We start from the raw sequence: 15123 nt of genomic DNA on the forward strand, positions 1-15123 counted from the left end.
GTATCGCTAGTGCTTGCTCAATGTGGCAAAGATCGCTACCCTGAAACAGGTATGACCAGATAATAGTAAAGGGGTAACACCATGCTAGAACAACCACTAAAATTGATGCATGGAGAATTAAGAAACCGGCTCGTGATGGGCTCTATGCACACCGGTTTAGAAGAGGGTTGGCATAATCGCAAACGCCTCGCTGCATTCTACGAAGAACGCGCGAAGGGAGGCGTGGGCCTCATCGTCACCGGCGGTTATAGTCCAAATATTCGCGGAAAGCTTACGCCTATTTCGTCCTCCTTTAACAGTGTATTTGATGTAGTAAAGCATAAAAAATACACCCAAGCCGTGCACAAACACGGTGGCAAGATTTGTTTGCAACTGCTTCACGCCGGACGGTATGCCTACCACCCATTTAGCTGCGCGCCAAGCGCTATTCAGGCGCCTATTTCGCCTTACACGCCGAAGGCTATGTCGGTGGGGATGATAAAAAGCACCGTTAAAGACTTTGCCAAAAGCGCCAAGCTAGCGCAAAAAGCCGGTTATGATGGCGTCGAAATCATGGGCTCGGAAGGCTATTTAATAAACGAGTTTATGGCACCGCATACCAATAAGCGCACCGACGAATATGGCGGTAGCAATGAAAACCGTATGCGTTTAGCTAAGGAAATCGTCTCAGCCGTGCGCGCTGCTGTCAGTGATGACTTTATGATTGTATTTCGCCTGTCGGTGATGGATTTAATTCCTGATGGTTCGACAGCCGAAGAGGTTACTGCTCAGGCCAAAGCGCTGGATGCGGCGGGTGTTGATATTTTCAACACCGGCATTGGCTGGCACGAGGCGCGCGTGCCAACAATTGCTTCTATGGTGCCGCCAGGGGCCTTTAGAGAAGCTTCAGAGCGCCTTAAACAAGCAACAGATAAGCCCGTTATTGCCGTCAACCGTATCAACACGCCGGAAATAGCCAATAGCATTTTAAACCAAGGTCAAGCCGACATGATATCCATGGCTCGGCCACTGCTTGCTGACCCAGAGCTCTTTAATAAATATGCGCAACAACGCAGCGAACAAATCAATATTTGCATAGGGTGTAACCAAGGCTGTCTGGATCACGTGTTTAAAGGGCAACGAGCCACTTGCTTAGTGAACCCACTGGCCGCATTCGAGCTTGACTACGCCATCACAAAAGCCACAAAAGCGAAAAAGGTATTGGTTGTTGGTGCTGGACCTGCGGGACTCGCAGCAAGTATTTATTTACGCCAACGTGGCCATAATGTCACCTTAATCGAAAAATCCAATGATTTAGGCGGTCAGTTCAATCTCGCTATGCGTATCCCGGGTAAAGAAGATTTTCAATTAGCACTCAAATACTTCAGTGAAGAGGTGGTGCGTCAAGGCGTTGATTTACAAACCAATACGGCATATGAGCCGGCCATGCTTAACGAATACGATGATGTGGTATTCGCCTGTGGGGTGTCGCCTCGTGAAGCGGATATTGAATGCGCCGATGGTAAACGAATCTATCGTTATGACGAGGTTATTCGCGGTGACGTGACGCTCACCGACCGCATCGCTATTTTAGGTGCAGGTGGGATAGGTTTTGATATGGTTGCGTTTTTAACCGAGCAACATCACCAAAGCGTTGAGCATTTCAAAGCCCAGTGGGGCATTGAGCAACCCATTGAACTGCATAAAAGCGATAGAAAGATTTATATGCTTAAGCGCAGTGCAGGGCGTTTCGGTAAAGGGTTAGGGAAAACTACGGGTTGGATCCACCGTAAAGTGGCAAAGATGCACGACGTGGAGCAAATTGGTGAATGTCAGTACGAGCGTTTTGATAACGAGGGATTACACATTCGTGTAAATGGCGAAGCAAAAGTGCTGAATGTTGATACTGTGATAGGTTGCATTGGGCAAACTGCCAATGATGCCCAATTTAAGCAAGTTGATCAGCAACATAGTGCTCAAGTCCATGTCATAGGTGGTGCTAAGCTGGCAGCAGAAATTGACGCTAAGCGGGCAATTAAAGAAGCCTTACTAGTAGCGAGAGAAATTTAATAGTGCCTAGCAAAGCAAAAGCTAACTGCTGTCAATAATATGAAATAACTTCCGGCACCCGGCGGTCTGTGTGCTATATCAATATTAGTTAACTCAGACCCAAGGTGCCCTATGCTCACCACCGTTACCGGTGTTTACCGTTCCCTGCTATCACAACTCAGCTTTCTCGATGGGTTACCATCGTTGTGTATGCGCTTAATTCTTGCCCCTGTGATGATCATTGCGGGCTTTAATAAACTCAACCTTGCTAATAGCGACCTTGCGTGGTCGCAACGATTACTCGCCGATGCCAATGTCATTGCTTGGTTCGGCAATAGCGACTGGGGCTTAGGCCTACCATTTGCTGAGGTACTTGCTTTTTTAGCCGGGTGGACCGAGTTTTTAGGTGGATGGCTCATCCTTGTTGGCTTGTTTACACGCTTAGTGAGTATCCCTTTAATGTTTACCATGGTTGTGGCCGCTACAACCGTGCATTGGCATAATGGCTGGTTTGCAATTACGCCAACTAACCCAGATACCAGTGCCGCGAAAGTGCTTGAGTGGGCAGGGGTTCCAGGAGCGCAGCAGAGTCTGGAGAACTCCATACAAGCTAAGCAGCGGCTCGATATTATGAAGCAGCTGATTGCCGAAAATGGCCGCCCTGAGTATTTATATGAAACCGGCAATATCGTCATTCTTAATAACGGTATTGAGTTTGCGAGTATCTATTTTGCCATGTTGTTAGCGCTATTTTTCTATGGTGGTGGTCGTTTTGTCAGCCTCGATTATTACTTGCGTCCAGCACCTCGTGAATAACGCCAGGTGCTAGCCACTCATTCTCAGGAGCTACAACTCTATGGCCCGTTTGGGCCATTTTTATCATCGCTTGAATATGGTACTCTTTTGTTAATTATTCACATTCTCATATATAGCCATGAATGCAAAAGAGCTTTTATTAAATCGTCAATCTGATAGCCAGCTTTCTTTTCCCGGGCCTAATGCTCAACAACTTGAACTTATTCAACAAGCGGCACTGAGAGTACCAGATCATGGCCACCTTGCGCCGTGGAAATTCGTCGTTTTACAAGAACGCCAGCGCGAAAAGCTAGGTGATATTTTCTTACAGGCGGCGCAAAAAGAAGACATGGGCGAGCGAGTGATTGAGCGTGCAGCCTCATTGCCTGAGCGAGCTCCAATGGTGATCGTCTGTATCATGAAGTACATTGAACACGATAAAGTGCCGTGGGTCGAGCAAGTGGCCAGTGCTAGCTGCGCGACATTTGCGATGCAACAAGCGGCATTTGCTCAAGGTTTATCGGGTATTTGGCGAACGGGTGCATTTGCAAAATCAGCCACAGTTAAACAGGCTTTAAAGCTCACTGATGACGATGAAATTGTCGGCTTCCTTTATCTGGGAACGCCCACCGTGGATTGTCCTAAGAAGCGTCGCCACCAAGTCGCTGATTTTTTTACCGACTCGCTGTGAACTATTTTAATAAGTTAGTGTCAAACGCCCTGTGCGGGCAACGAGCGTTGTATTGTGCCCGCAGCTACGAATGAGTCATCTTTCATTAACCTTTTATTTGTTATTGTGTGTCGAATTTCGCCAAATTAACGGGAAAATAATCTAAATGCTCGGTTTTTTATCATGATTATTTTTGTTAGGCTAAGTTTTGAGCAGACCCTAATAAATAATAAGAAGAAGATGTATTGCTATGGGTAATCTATTTTTAAGAGAGAAAGAACGCTGGGGCTTATGGACTTTCTGGGGTGTCGTTGGGGCGTTATTGACGACCTATGTGGCGATGCTAACCAAAGCGCCTCTTTACATCACCTTGAGCGCCATGGCCGTAGTCGTGTTTATTGCCATTTGGATGCTTTACACTAAACGTTTTGGCTTTTTACGAGCACTTAAGGTCTCCGCTTATATTTTGTGTTTCAGTGCATTACCGGCTTTGTGTTTGCTCATCGTTCCTGCCAGTAAGAATCAACGGCCAGAGCTTATTACCCAAAGTGTGATTTTTGCACTGTTGGCGCTTATAGGCTGTGTTATTTGTGCGCTGATCGCCAAGCGCCCTCGGCAATATTACTAAATTGATTTAAAACGCTTTACAGCGCCAGCAAAAGTCATTAATATGCGCGCCAATTCGGAGAGATGGCAGAGCGGTTGAATGCACCGGTCTTGAAAACCGGCATGGGTTAATAGCCCATCTAGGGTTCGAATCCCTATCTCTCCGCCACCTCATTCCCAAAACCGCCTTATTGGCGGTTTTTTTCGTTTTGCTTCCCGTTATAATGGCGGCTATTAACCTATTAGGATTTACTCGCTCATGCATAATGTAATGCGTATTGTTGCTTGGGGCATTGTGGCATTTTTATATGCACAGGGCTTAGATGTGGTGTTAACTCTCGTTCGCGATGCCGAGCTAAACTGGATTATGACGTTAACTGCCATCGCCGGTTTCAACCTGCTTACCGCCCATTTAATCACAAAATACGATAACACCTTGGCTATTTTAAGCGCACTGATCATAAGCTGTTTGGGCATCATCGTATTTGGGGTCATGATCCAGCCATTATTCGTTGGGCTCCCTTATTGGCTATGGGTATTTAGCATTGTGTCTTTGCTGCTTTTCGTTTGGTTAATGCCTTGGATCAGCGCAAAAGTGGCCAATAGTTCGGCAAATGAGCGCTCATCGTCTTAGATTTTCTAGCCAGCACTGACGTGCGTTTTTCAGTGTGTTACCCTGTGCAGGCATTTATAGAAACAAAAGATGAACAACTTTATGTCTGATAAATTTAATACCGACGCGGAAAAGGCAAGCTACGGCATTGGCCTACAAATGGGTGAGCAACTAAAAGCAACCCCTTTCGAAGGAATGAACGTAAATTCCGTGTTTGAAGGAATGAAGGATGCCTTTACCGGTGAAAGCTTCCAAGTAGAAATCCCTGAAATCCAGGCAGCGTTTGAAAAAATTAACGCTGAGATTCAGCAACGCCGCGAAGAAGAAGCAAAAGTATTGGCCGCAGAAGGCGAAGCTTTTCTAGCTGACAACGCTAAGCGTGCAGAAGTAACAGTGACTGAATCGGGTCTACAGTACGAAGTAATCGAACAGGGCGAAGGTGACAAGCCTAGCGCTGATGCGACCGTTCGCACTCATTACCACGGTGCACTTATTAACGGTACTGTATTTGATAGCTCTTACGAGCGCGGAGAGCCTGCAGAGTTCCCAGTAGGTGGTGTTATTAAAGGTTGGACCGAGGCGTTACAAATGATGCCTACAGGTTCAAAGTGGCGCTTGTATGTGCCGCATGACCTTGCTTACGGTGAGCGCGGTGCAGGTGCAGCTATTGCTCCTTATTCAACACTTATTTTCGATATCGAGCTTATCGATATCCTGTAAGTGTTATACGCATAAAAAAACCGCCAACTGGCGGTTTTTTTATGGCTTAAATTTAGCTGTCATGGTCAGAGTTTCGAGCTTGCCATGCTTTTTTAACACCGCGACACCACAAAAAATCAACTACTATAAAGCTAATAAGCGCGGCGACTGTGCCACACACCAGCGAACCTACTAAAAACGCAGGCCCAATGGTTGTGAGGCTGTCACTCAGCCACTGCCAACTTGCTTCAAAGTAAAAGGCTTGCTCTTGATGTCCTAAAATCCACGTACCGACCAAATAAGAAAAATAGAAAATCGGCGGCATAGTCAAAGGGTTGGTGATCCACACTAGGGCGATGGACAAAGGCAGGTTGACCCGCAGAGGTATTGCCACAGCAGCCGCTAAAATCATCTGGAAGGGAACCGGAATGAATGCGAAAAATAGGCCTACGGAAAAGGCACCTCGCGCCGATCGTCTGTTTAAATGCCACAGATTAGCGTCATGTAAAAATCGCCCAAATATGCGTAGCGACTTTTGCTGTTTAATCTTATTGTGATCGGGTAAAAACCGTTGAATGGTTTTCTTCGCCATGGGATAGGGCCCTGTACATCTATTGCGGTGTGCAGTGGATTCGCGTTCGGGTGTATTTTGTCACTTTTCACCCCGTCACTGCCAGTACTTTTTATCATAATACCTATAATGGCAATAATCAGGGTGTATTGTGGTGTATTTTTAGGCTTTATTCGCGGTGTGGTCTTCGCCATTGGCTATACCCTGGTTTACCACCAACTTATATTTACTTGGCAAGGGCCACCACTGAATGGTGCATACGTTGAGGTACATGGTACAGTGCAACAAACACGGGTATTGGGGGCAACTCAATTTGTCACCTTACGCCTCAATGATGTGGCTGATTACGCTGTTCCTTTTTATCAAAACCATTTACTCAGTGTAGCGGTGCATGCCAATCAGCCTGTCGCAATGGGTGCTAAGCTGAGCGCTGATATGCGCGTTAAATCGAAACGCTGGCGTGTTAACTACGATGTGCTCGATAGGCGAATTTATGGGTTTTTACATGGGTTCAGTTTCACGGGAAGCTCAGCTAAAAACATAACGATTACTAACGCACCGCCGTCGATAAGGCAGCATTACATGGCTTGGTTGAAAGCGCAGTTGCAACCGCTTGAGTTAAAAGGCGTATACTTAGCACTACTGAGCGCAGAACGCAGTGATATAGAGCCCAAGCACAATCAGTTCTTCAAACACAGCGGTATTATCCATTTATTAGCCATTTCCGGATTGCATATCTCTTTGCTGTACGGGTTGTGCTTTATAGGTATTAAGTGCGGGCTTTGGTGTGTAGCGCATGGGTTGCGCTCAGGACAATGGCAACAGGCCCTTACAAACCGATTAGTGGCAGGTGTGGCGCTTTTGATATCTGGTATATTTGTGCTGTTATGCGCGCTGCCTATCAGTGCTCAACGAGCTTGGCTAATGTTAGCCGTTTTTGTTTGGCTGTATTTTTCACGACAACACTATTCGTTGTCGCGATGCTTGCTTATCGCCTTGGCCTGCGTGTTGTTAGCGAATCCCTTCGCGTTACTTAATATCGGGCTTTGGTTTTCTTTTTTAGCTGTGGCGGCCATTGTTATTGCTTTGGTGCAGTCGCAACGATGGCACTGGCTTAGTCGTTATATGTTCATTCAGCTATGGTTGTTTATTGCCTTAGCGCCATTGAGTGCAGCGACGTTCGGTGGATTTTCATGGGCCAGTGCCCCAGTGAATCTGGTTGCCGTGCCTTTTGTCAGCTTTATTTTATTGCCTTTACTGATTGTCGTGGTATTAACAGGGTTCAGTGAACCAATGCTGTGGCTATTACGTCAATTAGACTTGGCGCTATCCTCGACGTTAGAAGGGGTGATAGAGCTTGGCCCAGTACTTTGGTTTTCCACCGGTGAGCTTGATATCACAGTGGTTATGATTTATTACCTTGTGGTTATGGCCATGCTGATAAAACCCAGTTTATGGCCTGTGTGTTATGCAGGGGGATTGTTTGTTGGCTATTGTGCACAGCAATGGGTTTATCAACCCAGATGGCAACTTGATGTGCTTGATGTCGGCCATGGGCTAAGCATAGTGATCAGCCGCCAGGGCAAAGCCGTGGTATATGATCTCGGACCTAGTTATTTCTCGCGCTACTCGATAGTTAAAAATACCTTGCTACCTATCATTAACGCGCGAGACTTGCAGGTCGAGCATACCATTATTTCACACAGCGATAATGATCATGCTGGCGGGTTAGAGCACTGGCTACAAGCAGGGTATGGGCACACCTTGAAACCCTTTCATAATGGTAATCCAGGTATCTGTAGAATGAGCGAATTGAGCTGGCATGGCTTGACTGTTCGCTCTATTTGGCCACACAGCAATCAGCAAAATGACAATGCTAATTCTTGTGTGGTGCATATCAGTGATGGCAAATACAATGTGCTACTAAGCGGTGATATCACCGAGCGAGAAGAGCAGCAGCTGTTAACGCAAGATAAGATAAGGCCAGTGGATGTCTTGGTCAGTGCCCACCATGGCAGTGACAGCTCTTCTAGTGCCGCGTTTATTAAACAAGCCAAGCCTAAGGTGGTGATTCACTCAAGTGGCGCCCGTCGTAATTGGCAGATGCCACACCCCGAGGTGTTCGCACGTTTTGCAGCGCATAATGCTGAGCAATACCAAACTAAATTGCAAGGTGGTATTCGGGTGCAATTTTATGACACCGAAATGCAGATAAAAACAGCAAAAGCAGACAAAAGCTATTGGTTTATCAGTGATTGAGTTTTGTTTTTGCTTTGCTAAAGCTACAATACCCGCTATTGCGTTGATTCGAGAGTATTATGCAGCAAAGCGCCTCCCAAAGTTATAAGCGACTGCTTGGTTATGTAAAAACTTATAAAGCCGCCGCCATTGTCGCCATTATTGGCATGCTAGGGTATTCAGCAATGGATGCCACCTTTGTGTGGCTAATGCAGCCATTTATCGATGAAGGTTTAACTGAGCGTAACAGCGCTGTTTTGACTTGGGCTCCTTTTGTTGTGATTGCGTTGGTATTAGGGCGCGGCGCATTTAACTTTGTGTCCAGTTACTGTTTAGCCTATGTGGGTTCGCAAGTGGTGCGCTCATTGCGCCAAGACTTGTTCCAACACATGCTCAATCTACCGGTGAGTTTTCATGATAAGCACTCCAATGGTGAGCTTATCTCAAAGATCACCTTTGATACCGAGCAGGTGCAGCAGGCTATTACCAAAGCCTTGTTGGTGCTGGTGCGCGAAGGGGCGTATGTGGCGTTTCTATTGGTGGTGATGTTTGCCGCCAGTTGGAAGCTGTCGCTGGTGTTTTTAGTGATCACGCCGATTGTTGCCATCATCGTGACTGTGGTGTCTAAGCGTTTTCGCCGTATTTCCAAAAATATTCAAAATGCCATGGGTGATGTTACCCGTTGCTCAGAGCAGATGCTCTCAGGGCACAAAGTGATCCATGGTTTTAATGGCCAGCAGCAGGAAACCGAACGCTTTGCCCATGTCAACAATATTAACCGTCTGCAGCGGGTGAAAATGGATGCCACCAAAGCGCTGAGCGTATCGGTCATTCAAATTCTTGCTGCCTCATCTATGGCGGTGATCTTAGTGCTTATCTCCATGCCCAGCATGCTTAACTCAATTACCTCAGGAACCTTTGTCAGCCTGATCTCGTCGATGATGCTGATGCTACGCCCACTGAAACAGCTATCGAACGTAAACAGCGAGCTGCAACGTGGTATCGCCGCTGCGCAAAGTATCTTCACCGTGCTTGATACCGAACAGGAAAAAGACACCGGCACGCAAGTACTAGAAAAAGCCAAAGGGCATATTCAAATTACCGACTTGACCTTCCATTACCCCGATGTCGCAGAGCCGGTATTAAAGTCATTGTCACTGGATATTACTCCCGGGCAAAATATCGCCCTGGTCGGGCGTTCGGGCTCGGGTAAGTCGACGCTGTCGAATTTATTACCCCGTTACTATGACGTCGAGCCGGCATCGGCGATTAAACTCGATGGTATTGCCACCAATGAGCTGACTCTGGCGAGCCTGCGTCAACAGTTTGCTATTGTCTCGCAACAGGTGGTGCTCTTTAACGATACTATCGCTAACAATATTATGTATGGCTTGGCACAACCGCTGAGCGAACAAGCCCTTATCGAAGTAGCCAAAAAAGCACATGTGTGGGAGTTTGTTAAAGACTTGCCGCAAGGCTTAAATACCATGATTGGTGAAGACGGTGTCATGCTCTCTGGGGGTCAGCGCCAGCGTATTGCCATTGCCAGGGCTCTGGTTAAAGATGCACCGATACTGATCCTCGATGAGGCCACCTCAGCGCTTGATACCGAGTCGGAAAAGTTAATCCAGCAAGCGCTTGAGTCGCTGATGAAAGATAAAACCGCGATTATTATCGCCCACCGTTTGTCGACCATAGAGCAAGTAGATTGCATATATGTGCTCGACCATGGACAAATTATTGAACAGGGCACCCATGGCGAACTGTTAAATGCCAACGGTACCTACGCGGCGCTGGCAAAAATGCAGCAAGGCGAGGGGCAATGAGTCGCGCCGATAACGGCATCGGCGCTGCGATAGAGCGCTCTTGGTTTCGCCGAGTGAGCCTGATTACGTTGCTGTTATTGCCGTTAACGGCCTTATACTGGCTGATTAGTCATGCTCGTCGCCTAGGCTATCGTTTGGGCCTATTCGCGACTTATCGGGCGCCAGTACCGGTGATTGTCGTGGGCAATATCAGTGTGGGTGGTAACGGTAAAACGCCCATGACACTCTATCTGGCCGAGCTGCTGCAGCAACGCGGTAAGCGCGTCGGTATTATTTCCCGTGGCTATGGCAGCCAACCCCCAGAGACGCCCTTTGTGGTCACAGCGGACACCGAGCCCCATCAAGGCGGCGATGAGCCGGTGCTACTGGCCAAACGCAGCGGATGTGCGGTGGTGATTGGCGGCGATCGCAAGGCCAGCATAGAAAAGCTGCTGGCGCTACAAAGTGTCGATGTCATTCTCAGCGATGATGGCCTGCAGCATTATGCGCTAGAGCGCGATATCGAATTATGTATAGTCGATGCCGCGCGGCGCTTTGGCAATGGCTTACTGCTCCCCGCAGGGCCGTTGCGCGAGGGGCAAGGGCGGCTAAAATCTGTCGATTTGGTGATCTACAATGGTGAGCAAGCAGGACAAGCCAGTTATCAGTTAGCCTCATCCGGGCTTTATGGGGTTGCCGATGAGCAGCCGCTATCGCCCCCTTTTGCAAAGGGCGTCGCCATCAGTGCTATTGGCAATCCGGAGCGCTTTGAGCAGAGCCTGCAAGCAATTGGCGTGGCAATTAGTGAAGCCGTGCATTATCGCGACCATCATCATTATCAAGCATCGGATTTAACCCAGTTTGGCGAACAGGCTGTCTATATGACAGAGAAAGATGCGGTAAAATGTCGTACTTTCGCCCACGGGCAGTGTTATTATTTACGCGTAGATGCCAAGGCCAATCAGGTTTTGGAAACTCAATTAACTACTATTTTAAAACGTAAAGGGGTGCTGTAAATGGCGTTCGATACTAAGCTCTTAGAAATTATTGCCTGCCCAGTTTGTAAGGGAAAGTTGCGCTACGATAAAGAAAACCAAGAACTCATTAGTACTGCTGCGAAACTGGCTTACCCAATTCGTGATGACATTCCGGTACTGTTGGAAAACGAAGCGCGAGAGTTGAGCAGTGACGAGGTTGAGCAGTGGAATTCGTAGTTATTATTCCCGCACGCTATGCCTCTACACGCTTACCAGGCAAACCGCTGGCTGATATAGCCGGCAAGCCAATGATTCAGCACGTCTATGAGCGTGCGGTGTTATCTGGCGCGACGGCGGTTTATGTGGCCACCGATCACGTTGATGTGGCGACCGTGTGCGAGGGCTTCGGTGCCCCCGTGGTGATGACCCGGGAAGACCACCAATCCGGCACAGAGCGTTTAGCCGAAGTCGTAGCTAAGCTAGCGTTAGATGACGATACGCTGGTGGTTAATGTGCAAGGCGATGAGCCGCTACTAGCGCCAGAAAATGTCGCCCAAGTGGCGCAATTGCTCAGTGGTAACGACGCCCCGATGGCCACCCTGTCGACGGCGATTACAGACCGCGAAGAGGCGCTCAATCCCAATGCAGTGAAGGTGGTGAGTAATACTGCACAGCAAGCACTTTATTTTTCCCGCGCGCCGATCCCTTATCATCGCGATGCGTTACTAACAAAAAGCTGCGAGTTAGACGTTCGCCACATGCAACGCCATATCGGTATCTATGCCTATCGCGCAGGTTTTATTAATGAGTATATCGGCTTGGCGCCATCGCCTTTAGAACAACTGGAGTCGCTGGAGCAATTACGTGTGCTTTATCATGGCTTCACCATTAACGTGGCCGAAGCCAAACAGGTGCCCGCTGCGGGAGTCGATACCGAAGAAGACCTAGCGCGAGTGATAAGCGCACTTCAATGAGTACCCTCACAGTCATCAGTGATGACAGCGACTTCACCGTTGTATATAAACCGGCGGGGATGGATTTTCATTCGCAGGATAACGAGCCGGGGCTGGTGGCCATAGCCCAGCAGCAATTGGACACTAAGTTCTACCCCGTACATCGCCTTGATAAGGTGACCTCAGGTCTAGTGCTGCTGCCAAAAAGCAGTGCGGCGGCGGCGACATTCACGGCGATGTTCAGTGCCCACGAGGTCGATAAGTTTTATATGGCGCTCTGCACGGCAAAACCGAAAAAGAAGCAGGGGTGGATCAAAGGTGATATGGGCAAAGCCCGGCGCGGCGCTTTTAAGCTACTTAAAACCCAGGAAAACCCCGCTATTACCCGATTTTATAGCTACTCCCTGGCACCGGGACTAAGGGGCATGGTGTTAAAGCCTTACAGTGGCAAAACACATCAGCTCCGTGTCGCCATGAAGTCATTATCGGCACCGATTTTGGGCGATACCCTGTATGGCGCCGAGGCCAGCGATCGCACCTATTTACATGCGTACGCGCTGCGTTTTCAATATCGCGACCAGCATTATTGCTTTTGTGCGCCGATGCAAGAAGGACAGCATGCAGCGCAGTTAAATACACTTTTAAGCTTTTGTGACAACCAACCTTGGCAGTTAAATTGGTAGAGACAATGACACAAGATGATTATCAACTTCGCTTCGGTGGTATCAGCCGCCTTTACGGACAACAGCAAACCCAATGGCTGCAGCAGGCGCATTTCTGTGTCATCGGCATTGGCGGGGTCGGCAGTTGGGTAGCCGAGGCGCTGGCGCGTACCGGAGTAGGGCAGCTCACCCTTATCGACCTCGATGATATATGCGTTACCAACAGTAACCGGCAAATTCATGCGCATTCGCAATCGGTGGGCGAAGCCAAAGTAGAGGCCATGAAAGCGCGTTGTCAGCTTATCAACCCACAGATCACCGTGCATGTGATAGATGATTTCATCACCTTGGATAATATCCGCGAGCACATTCAGGGCTTTGACTACGTCATCGATGCCATTGATGCGGTAAAGGAAAAGGCGGCTTTGATTGCCCATTGCAAACGCAATAAGTTACCTATTATCACCACCGGCGGCGCGGGAGGGCAAACTGACCCAAGTGAGATAAAATTTGGCGATGTCGCCAAAACCACCCACGATCCGTTATTGGCCAAGGTTCGCTATTTACTGCGCAAACAATATAACTTTAGCAACAATCCGAAGCGTAAATTTGATGTCGATTGTGTGTATTCCACCGAGCAGTTGGTCTATCCCGATGGCCATGGGCAGGTATGTCGAGCTAAGCAAGGGGCCGATTCAACGATGAATATGGACTGTGCCAATGGCTTTGGCTCGGCAACCATGGTGACCGGCAGCTTTGGCTTTTTCGCAGCGGCCAAAGCAGTGCGCAAATACTTAAATAAGCGCCAACGTCTGAATGAGCAAAGCCAGGGTTAACAGTGGCTTTTGGCAAATTGGTTAATCGCGCTGACAATGGCGCGAATGCCATTACCGCGCGAGGGGCTAAGGTGGCGCATCAACCCTAACTCCTCGAACTCTTGCTCGGCGTCAAGGGCCGCTGCTTGTTGCGGGGTTTTACCGTTGTACATCATGAGAATCAACGCCAGTAATCCTTTAACAATGCGAGTGTCGGAGTCGGCCACCACAACCAGCTTATCTTCTTGGGGAGTGAAGTCGATATACAACCAGACATTACTTTCACAACCGGAAACCTTAGCTTCATCGACCTTGAGCTCATTGGCAAGGACTGGCAGGCTTTTTCCCAACAGCATCAACTCACGATAACGTTGTTGCCAGCCGTGAAGGGCTTGAAAAGCCTGTTTTAGCTCAGGGTAATTGCTATAACTCATGGTGCCATCATCTCCAAGGTATTGCGTAGCGCACTGATAAAGTGGTCGATTTCTGCAAAGGTATTGTAAAACGCCAAGCTGACTCTCACCGTACCATTCACCCCTAACGCATGCATTAACGGCTGCGCGCAGTGGTGGCCATGGCGCAGGGCAATGCCTTCCATATCGAGTAAGGTGGCAATGTCATAGGGGTGCTCAGATTGTACATAAAAGCTGACGGTGCCGACATTCTGCTGCATGTCGCCAAGCAAGGACACCGAGTCAATGTCGCTCAGTTGCGCCACTAAATACTGCATTAAGCTACGCTCGTAGGCAGCTAGGGCGGCGCTATCGAGGTTATTTAAATACTCAATGGCGGCAGCAAAGCCAAGCACCGCACTGATATTCGGTGTGCCGGTTTCAAACTTACTCGGGGGCGGGTTAAATTCGGTATGCTCGATACGTACTTTAGCGACCATTTCGCCGCCGGTTTGAAAAACATCGAGCTGCTGAAGACAACTAAAGCGCCCGAACAGTCCGCCAAGGCCGGTAGGGCCAAGACATTTATGCGCCGAAAACACGAAAAAGTCGCAGCCCAAGTCGGCCATTTGTGGGCGCAAATGCAGCAGCGACTGGGCACCATCAACCAAGGTCCAAGCACCTTGTTGCTTGGCCTGACTGAGTAGTGTTTTAACGGGGTTAATGTTGCCAAGAGCATTAGAAACATGGGCCAGGGCAAATACCTTGGGTCGATACTGGGCAATCATTTGCTCCGCTTGAGCGATATCGAGTAGGCCTGCGGGGGTGACCGGTACGGCCATCAATGTTGCACCGGTGCGCTTCGCTAGCTGTTGCCAAGGCACGATGTTGGCGTGGTGCTCAAGTTCGGTTATTAAAATCACGTCTTTGGGTTGTAGCTGCGCCGTCAGCCCATAGGCAACCAAGTTAATAGCCTCGGTGGCCCCTTTGGTCCATACCAGTTCGTTATGTTGACAGCCGATAAATTCGGCCACTTGCTGGCGTGCGTGCTCATAACGGCTGGTTGCTTGCTGACTTAATTGGTGTGCGCCGCGATGCACGTTGGCGTTTTCTTGGCTGTAAAAGCGCGTCAAGGTGTCAATCACACAGCGTGGTTTGTGCGCCGTTGCGGCCGAATCAAAATAAACACGTTCGGTGTCACCATGTTGAGTCAGGGCAGGGAAATCTTGGCGTATTGCGTCTATATCAAACATGGTTAGTAAAGCTGGCTGTACAAATGCCGCCATTGTAGAGAACTAG

General features: G+C 48.6%; 16 protein-coding genes and 1 tRNA gene. 14 read left to right on the top strand and 3 right to left on the bottom strand.

What is annotated here, in order from left to right:
* Nucleotides 1–81 precede the first annotated feature (81 nt).
* From PRUTH_RS04960 to bamJ, 7 genes are all read left to right on the top strand, one after another.
* A complete protein-coding gene (locus PRUTH_RS04960) occupies nucleotides 82–2049 on the top strand; it encodes an NADPH-dependent 2,4-dienoyl-CoA reductase (protein WP_151172715.1) in 1968 nt (655 codons plus the stop codon).
* Nucleotides 2050–2160: 111 nt separating this feature from the next.
* Nucleotides 2161–2844 (top strand): HvfX family Cu-binding RiPP maturation protein, encoded by a 684-nt coding sequence (locus PRUTH_RS04965; RefSeq protein ID WP_045978305.1) that lies wholly within the window; start codon nucleotides 2161–2163, stop codon nucleotides 2842–2844.
* Between the two features lie 118 nt (nucleotides 2845–2962).
* A complete protein-coding gene (locus PRUTH_RS04970) occupies nucleotides 2963–3514 on the top strand; it encodes an NAD(P)H nitroreductase (protein WP_022946606.1) in 552 nt (183 codons plus the stop codon).
* A gap of 229 nt (nucleotides 3515–3743) precedes the next feature.
* Complete coding sequence (locus PRUTH_RS04975; RefSeq protein ID WP_022946607.1) at nucleotides 3744–4121, top strand: hypothetical protein; 378 nt, start codon at nucleotides 3744–3746, stop codon at nucleotides 4119–4121.
* Nucleotides 4122–4177: 56 nt separating this feature from the next.
* Nucleotides 4178–4268: transfer RNA gene (locus PRUTH_RS04980), tRNA-Ser, on the top strand.
* Between the two features lie 90 nt (nucleotides 4269–4358).
* Nucleotides 4359–4733 (top strand): hypothetical protein, encoded by a 375-nt coding sequence (locus tag PRUTH_RS04985; RefSeq protein WP_022946608.1) that lies wholly within the window; start codon nucleotides 4359–4361, stop codon nucleotides 4731–4733.
* An 81-nt stretch (nucleotides 4734–4814) separates the two neighbouring features.
* Entirely contained in the window at nucleotides 4815–5432 is a 618-nt protein-coding gene (gene bamJ / locus PRUTH_RS04990) for a BamJ family beta-barrel-assembly machinery protein (RefSeq protein ID WP_026111357.1), read from the top strand.
* Nucleotides 5433–5484: 52 nt separating this feature from the next.
* On the opposite strand, the gene PRUTH_RS04995 is transcribed toward bamJ, so the two are convergent.
* Nucleotides 5485–6003 carry a DUF2062 domain-containing protein gene (locus tag PRUTH_RS04995; protein WP_053910494.1) on the bottom strand — a complete coding sequence of 173 codons (519 nt, stop codon included), beginning with the start codon at nucleotides 6001–6003 and terminating at the stop codon, nucleotides 5485–5487.
* 108 nt (nucleotides 6004–6111) lie between these two features.
* Here PRUTH_RS04995 and PRUTH_RS05000 point away from each other — a divergent pair, with 108 nt between their 5' ends.
* Genes PRUTH_RS05000 through tcdA form a run of 7 tightly spaced genes read left to right on the top strand, consistent with a single transcriptional unit; the run spans nucleotide 6112 to nucleotide 13453 of the window.
* Nucleotides 6112–8241 (top strand): DNA internalization-related competence protein ComEC/Rec2, encoded by a 2130-nt coding sequence (locus tag PRUTH_RS05000; protein ID WP_151172717.1) that lies wholly within the window; start codon nucleotides 6112–6114, stop codon nucleotides 8239–8241.
* Nucleotides 8242–8300: 59 nt separating this feature from the next.
* A complete protein-coding gene (gene msbA / locus PRUTH_RS05005; RefSeq protein WP_130147840.1) occupies nucleotides 8301–10046 on the top strand; it encodes a lipid A export permease/ATP-binding protein MsbA in 1746 nt (581 codons plus the stop codon).
* Nucleotides 10043–11041 carry a tetraacyldisaccharide 4'-kinase gene (gene lpxK / locus PRUTH_RS05010; protein WP_179954353.1) on the top strand — a complete coding sequence of 333 codons (999 nt, stop codon included), beginning with the start codon at nucleotides 10043–10045 and terminating at the stop codon, nucleotides 11039–11041. Before msbA ends, lpxK begins: the two co-directional genes overlap by 4 nt.
* Complete coding sequence (locus PRUTH_RS05015) at nucleotides 11042–11239, top strand: Trm112 family protein (protein ID WP_022944513.1); 198 nt, start codon at nucleotides 11042–11044, stop codon at nucleotides 11237–11239.
* A complete protein-coding gene (gene kdsB / locus PRUTH_RS05020) occupies nucleotides 11227–11976 on the top strand; it encodes a 3-deoxy-manno-octulosonate cytidylyltransferase (RefSeq protein ID WP_151172719.1) in 750 nt (249 codons plus the stop codon). Before PRUTH_RS05015 ends, kdsB begins: the two co-directional genes overlap by 13 nt.
* Nucleotides 11973–12638, top strand: a complete 666-nt coding sequence (locus tag PRUTH_RS05025; protein WP_151172721.1) for a TIGR01621 family pseudouridine synthase — start codon at nucleotides 11973–11975, stop codon at nucleotides 12636–12638. Before kdsB ends, PRUTH_RS05025 begins: the two co-directional genes overlap by 4 nt.
* A gap of 5 nt (nucleotides 12639–12643) precedes the next feature.
* On the top strand, nucleotides 12644–13453 hold the full coding sequence (tcdA, locus tag PRUTH_RS05030; RefSeq protein WP_151172722.1) for a tRNA cyclic N6-threonylcarbamoyladenosine(37) synthase TcdA: 810 nt from the start codon (nucleotides 12644–12646) through the stop codon (nucleotides 13451–13453).
* On the opposite strand, the gene PRUTH_RS05035 is transcribed toward tcdA, so the two are convergent.
* Both PRUTH_RS05035 and PRUTH_RS05040 read right to left on the bottom strand, forming a co-directional pair.
* Complete coding sequence (locus PRUTH_RS05035) at nucleotides 13450–13866, bottom strand: SufE family protein (protein WP_138588116.1); 417 nt, start codon at nucleotides 13864–13866, stop codon at nucleotides 13450–13452. The two genes, tcdA and PRUTH_RS05035, sit on opposite strands and share 4 nt — an antisense overlap.
* Complete coding sequence (locus PRUTH_RS05040; protein ID WP_257221040.1) at nucleotides 13863–15110, bottom strand: aminotransferase class V-fold PLP-dependent enzyme; 1248 nt, start codon at nucleotides 15108–15110, stop codon at nucleotides 13863–13865. The genes PRUTH_RS05035 and PRUTH_RS05040 overlap by 4 nt, the downstream gene beginning before the upstream one ends.
* Between the last annotated feature and the right edge of the window lie 13 nt (nucleotides 15111–15123).

This window comes from Pseudoalteromonas ruthenica, from assembly GCF_008808095.1.
In the GTDB taxonomy this organism is placed as follows: domain Bacteria; phylum Pseudomonadota; class Gammaproteobacteria; order Enterobacterales; family Alteromonadaceae; genus Pseudoalteromonas; species Pseudoalteromonas ruthenica.

Excerpts from the sequence above, each read along its gene's own strand:
- PRUTH_RS05040 (WP_257221040.1), bottom strand. The coding sequence starts at position 15,110 with ATGGCGGCATTTGTACAGCCAGCTTTACTAACCATGTTTGATATAGAC.
- PRUTH_RS04970 (WP_022946606.1), top strand. The coding sequence starts at position 2,963 with ATGAATGCAAAAGAGCTTTTATTAAATCGTCAATCTGATAGCCAGCTT.
- PRUTH_RS04960 (WP_151172715.1), top strand. The coding sequence starts at position 82 with ATGCTAGAACAACCACTAAAATTGATGCATGGAGAATTAAGAAACCGG.
- PRUTH_RS05015 (WP_022944513.1), top strand. The coding sequence starts at position 11,042 with ATGGCGTTCGATACTAAGCTCTTAGAAATTATTGCCTGCCCAGTTTGT.
- lpxK (WP_179954353.1), top strand. The coding sequence starts at position 10,043 with ATGAGTCGCGCCGATAACGGCATCGGCGCTGCGATAGAGCGCTCTTGG.
- msbA (WP_130147840.1), top strand. The coding sequence starts at position 8,301 with ATGCAGCAAAGCGCCTCCCAAAGTTATAAGCGACTGCTTGGTTATGTA.
- PRUTH_RS05025 (WP_151172721.1), top strand. The coding sequence starts at position 11,973 with ATGAGTACCCTCACAGTCATCAGTGATGACAGCGACTTCACCGTTGTA.
- PRUTH_RS04985 (WP_022946608.1), top strand. The coding sequence starts at position 4,359 with ATGCATAATGTAATGCGTATTGTTGCTTGGGGCATTGTGGCATTTTTA.
- tcdA (WP_151172722.1), top strand. The coding sequence starts at position 12,644 with ATGACACAAGATGATTATCAACTTCGCTTCGGTGGTATCAGCCGCCTT.
- PRUTH_RS04965 (WP_045978305.1), top strand. The coding sequence starts at position 2,161 with ATGCTCACCACCGTTACCGGTGTTTACCGTTCCCTGCTATCACAACTC.
- PRUTH_RS04995 (WP_053910494.1), bottom strand. The coding sequence starts at position 6,003 with ATGGCGAAGAAAACCATTCAACGGTTTTTACCCGATCACAATAAGATT.
- PRUTH_RS05035 (WP_138588116.1), bottom strand. The coding sequence starts at position 13,866 with ATGAGTTATAGCAATTACCCTGAGCTAAAACAGGCTTTTCAAGCCCTT.
- bamJ (WP_026111357.1), top strand. The coding sequence starts at position 4,815 with ATGTCTGATAAATTTAATACCGACGCGGAAAAGGCAAGCTACGGCATT.
- PRUTH_RS04975 (WP_022946607.1), top strand. The coding sequence starts at position 3,744 with ATGGGTAATCTATTTTTAAGAGAGAAAGAACGCTGGGGCTTATGGACT.
- PRUTH_RS05000 (WP_151172717.1), top strand. The coding sequence starts at position 6,112 with ATGGCAATAATCAGGGTGTATTGTGGTGTATTTTTAGGCTTTATTCGC.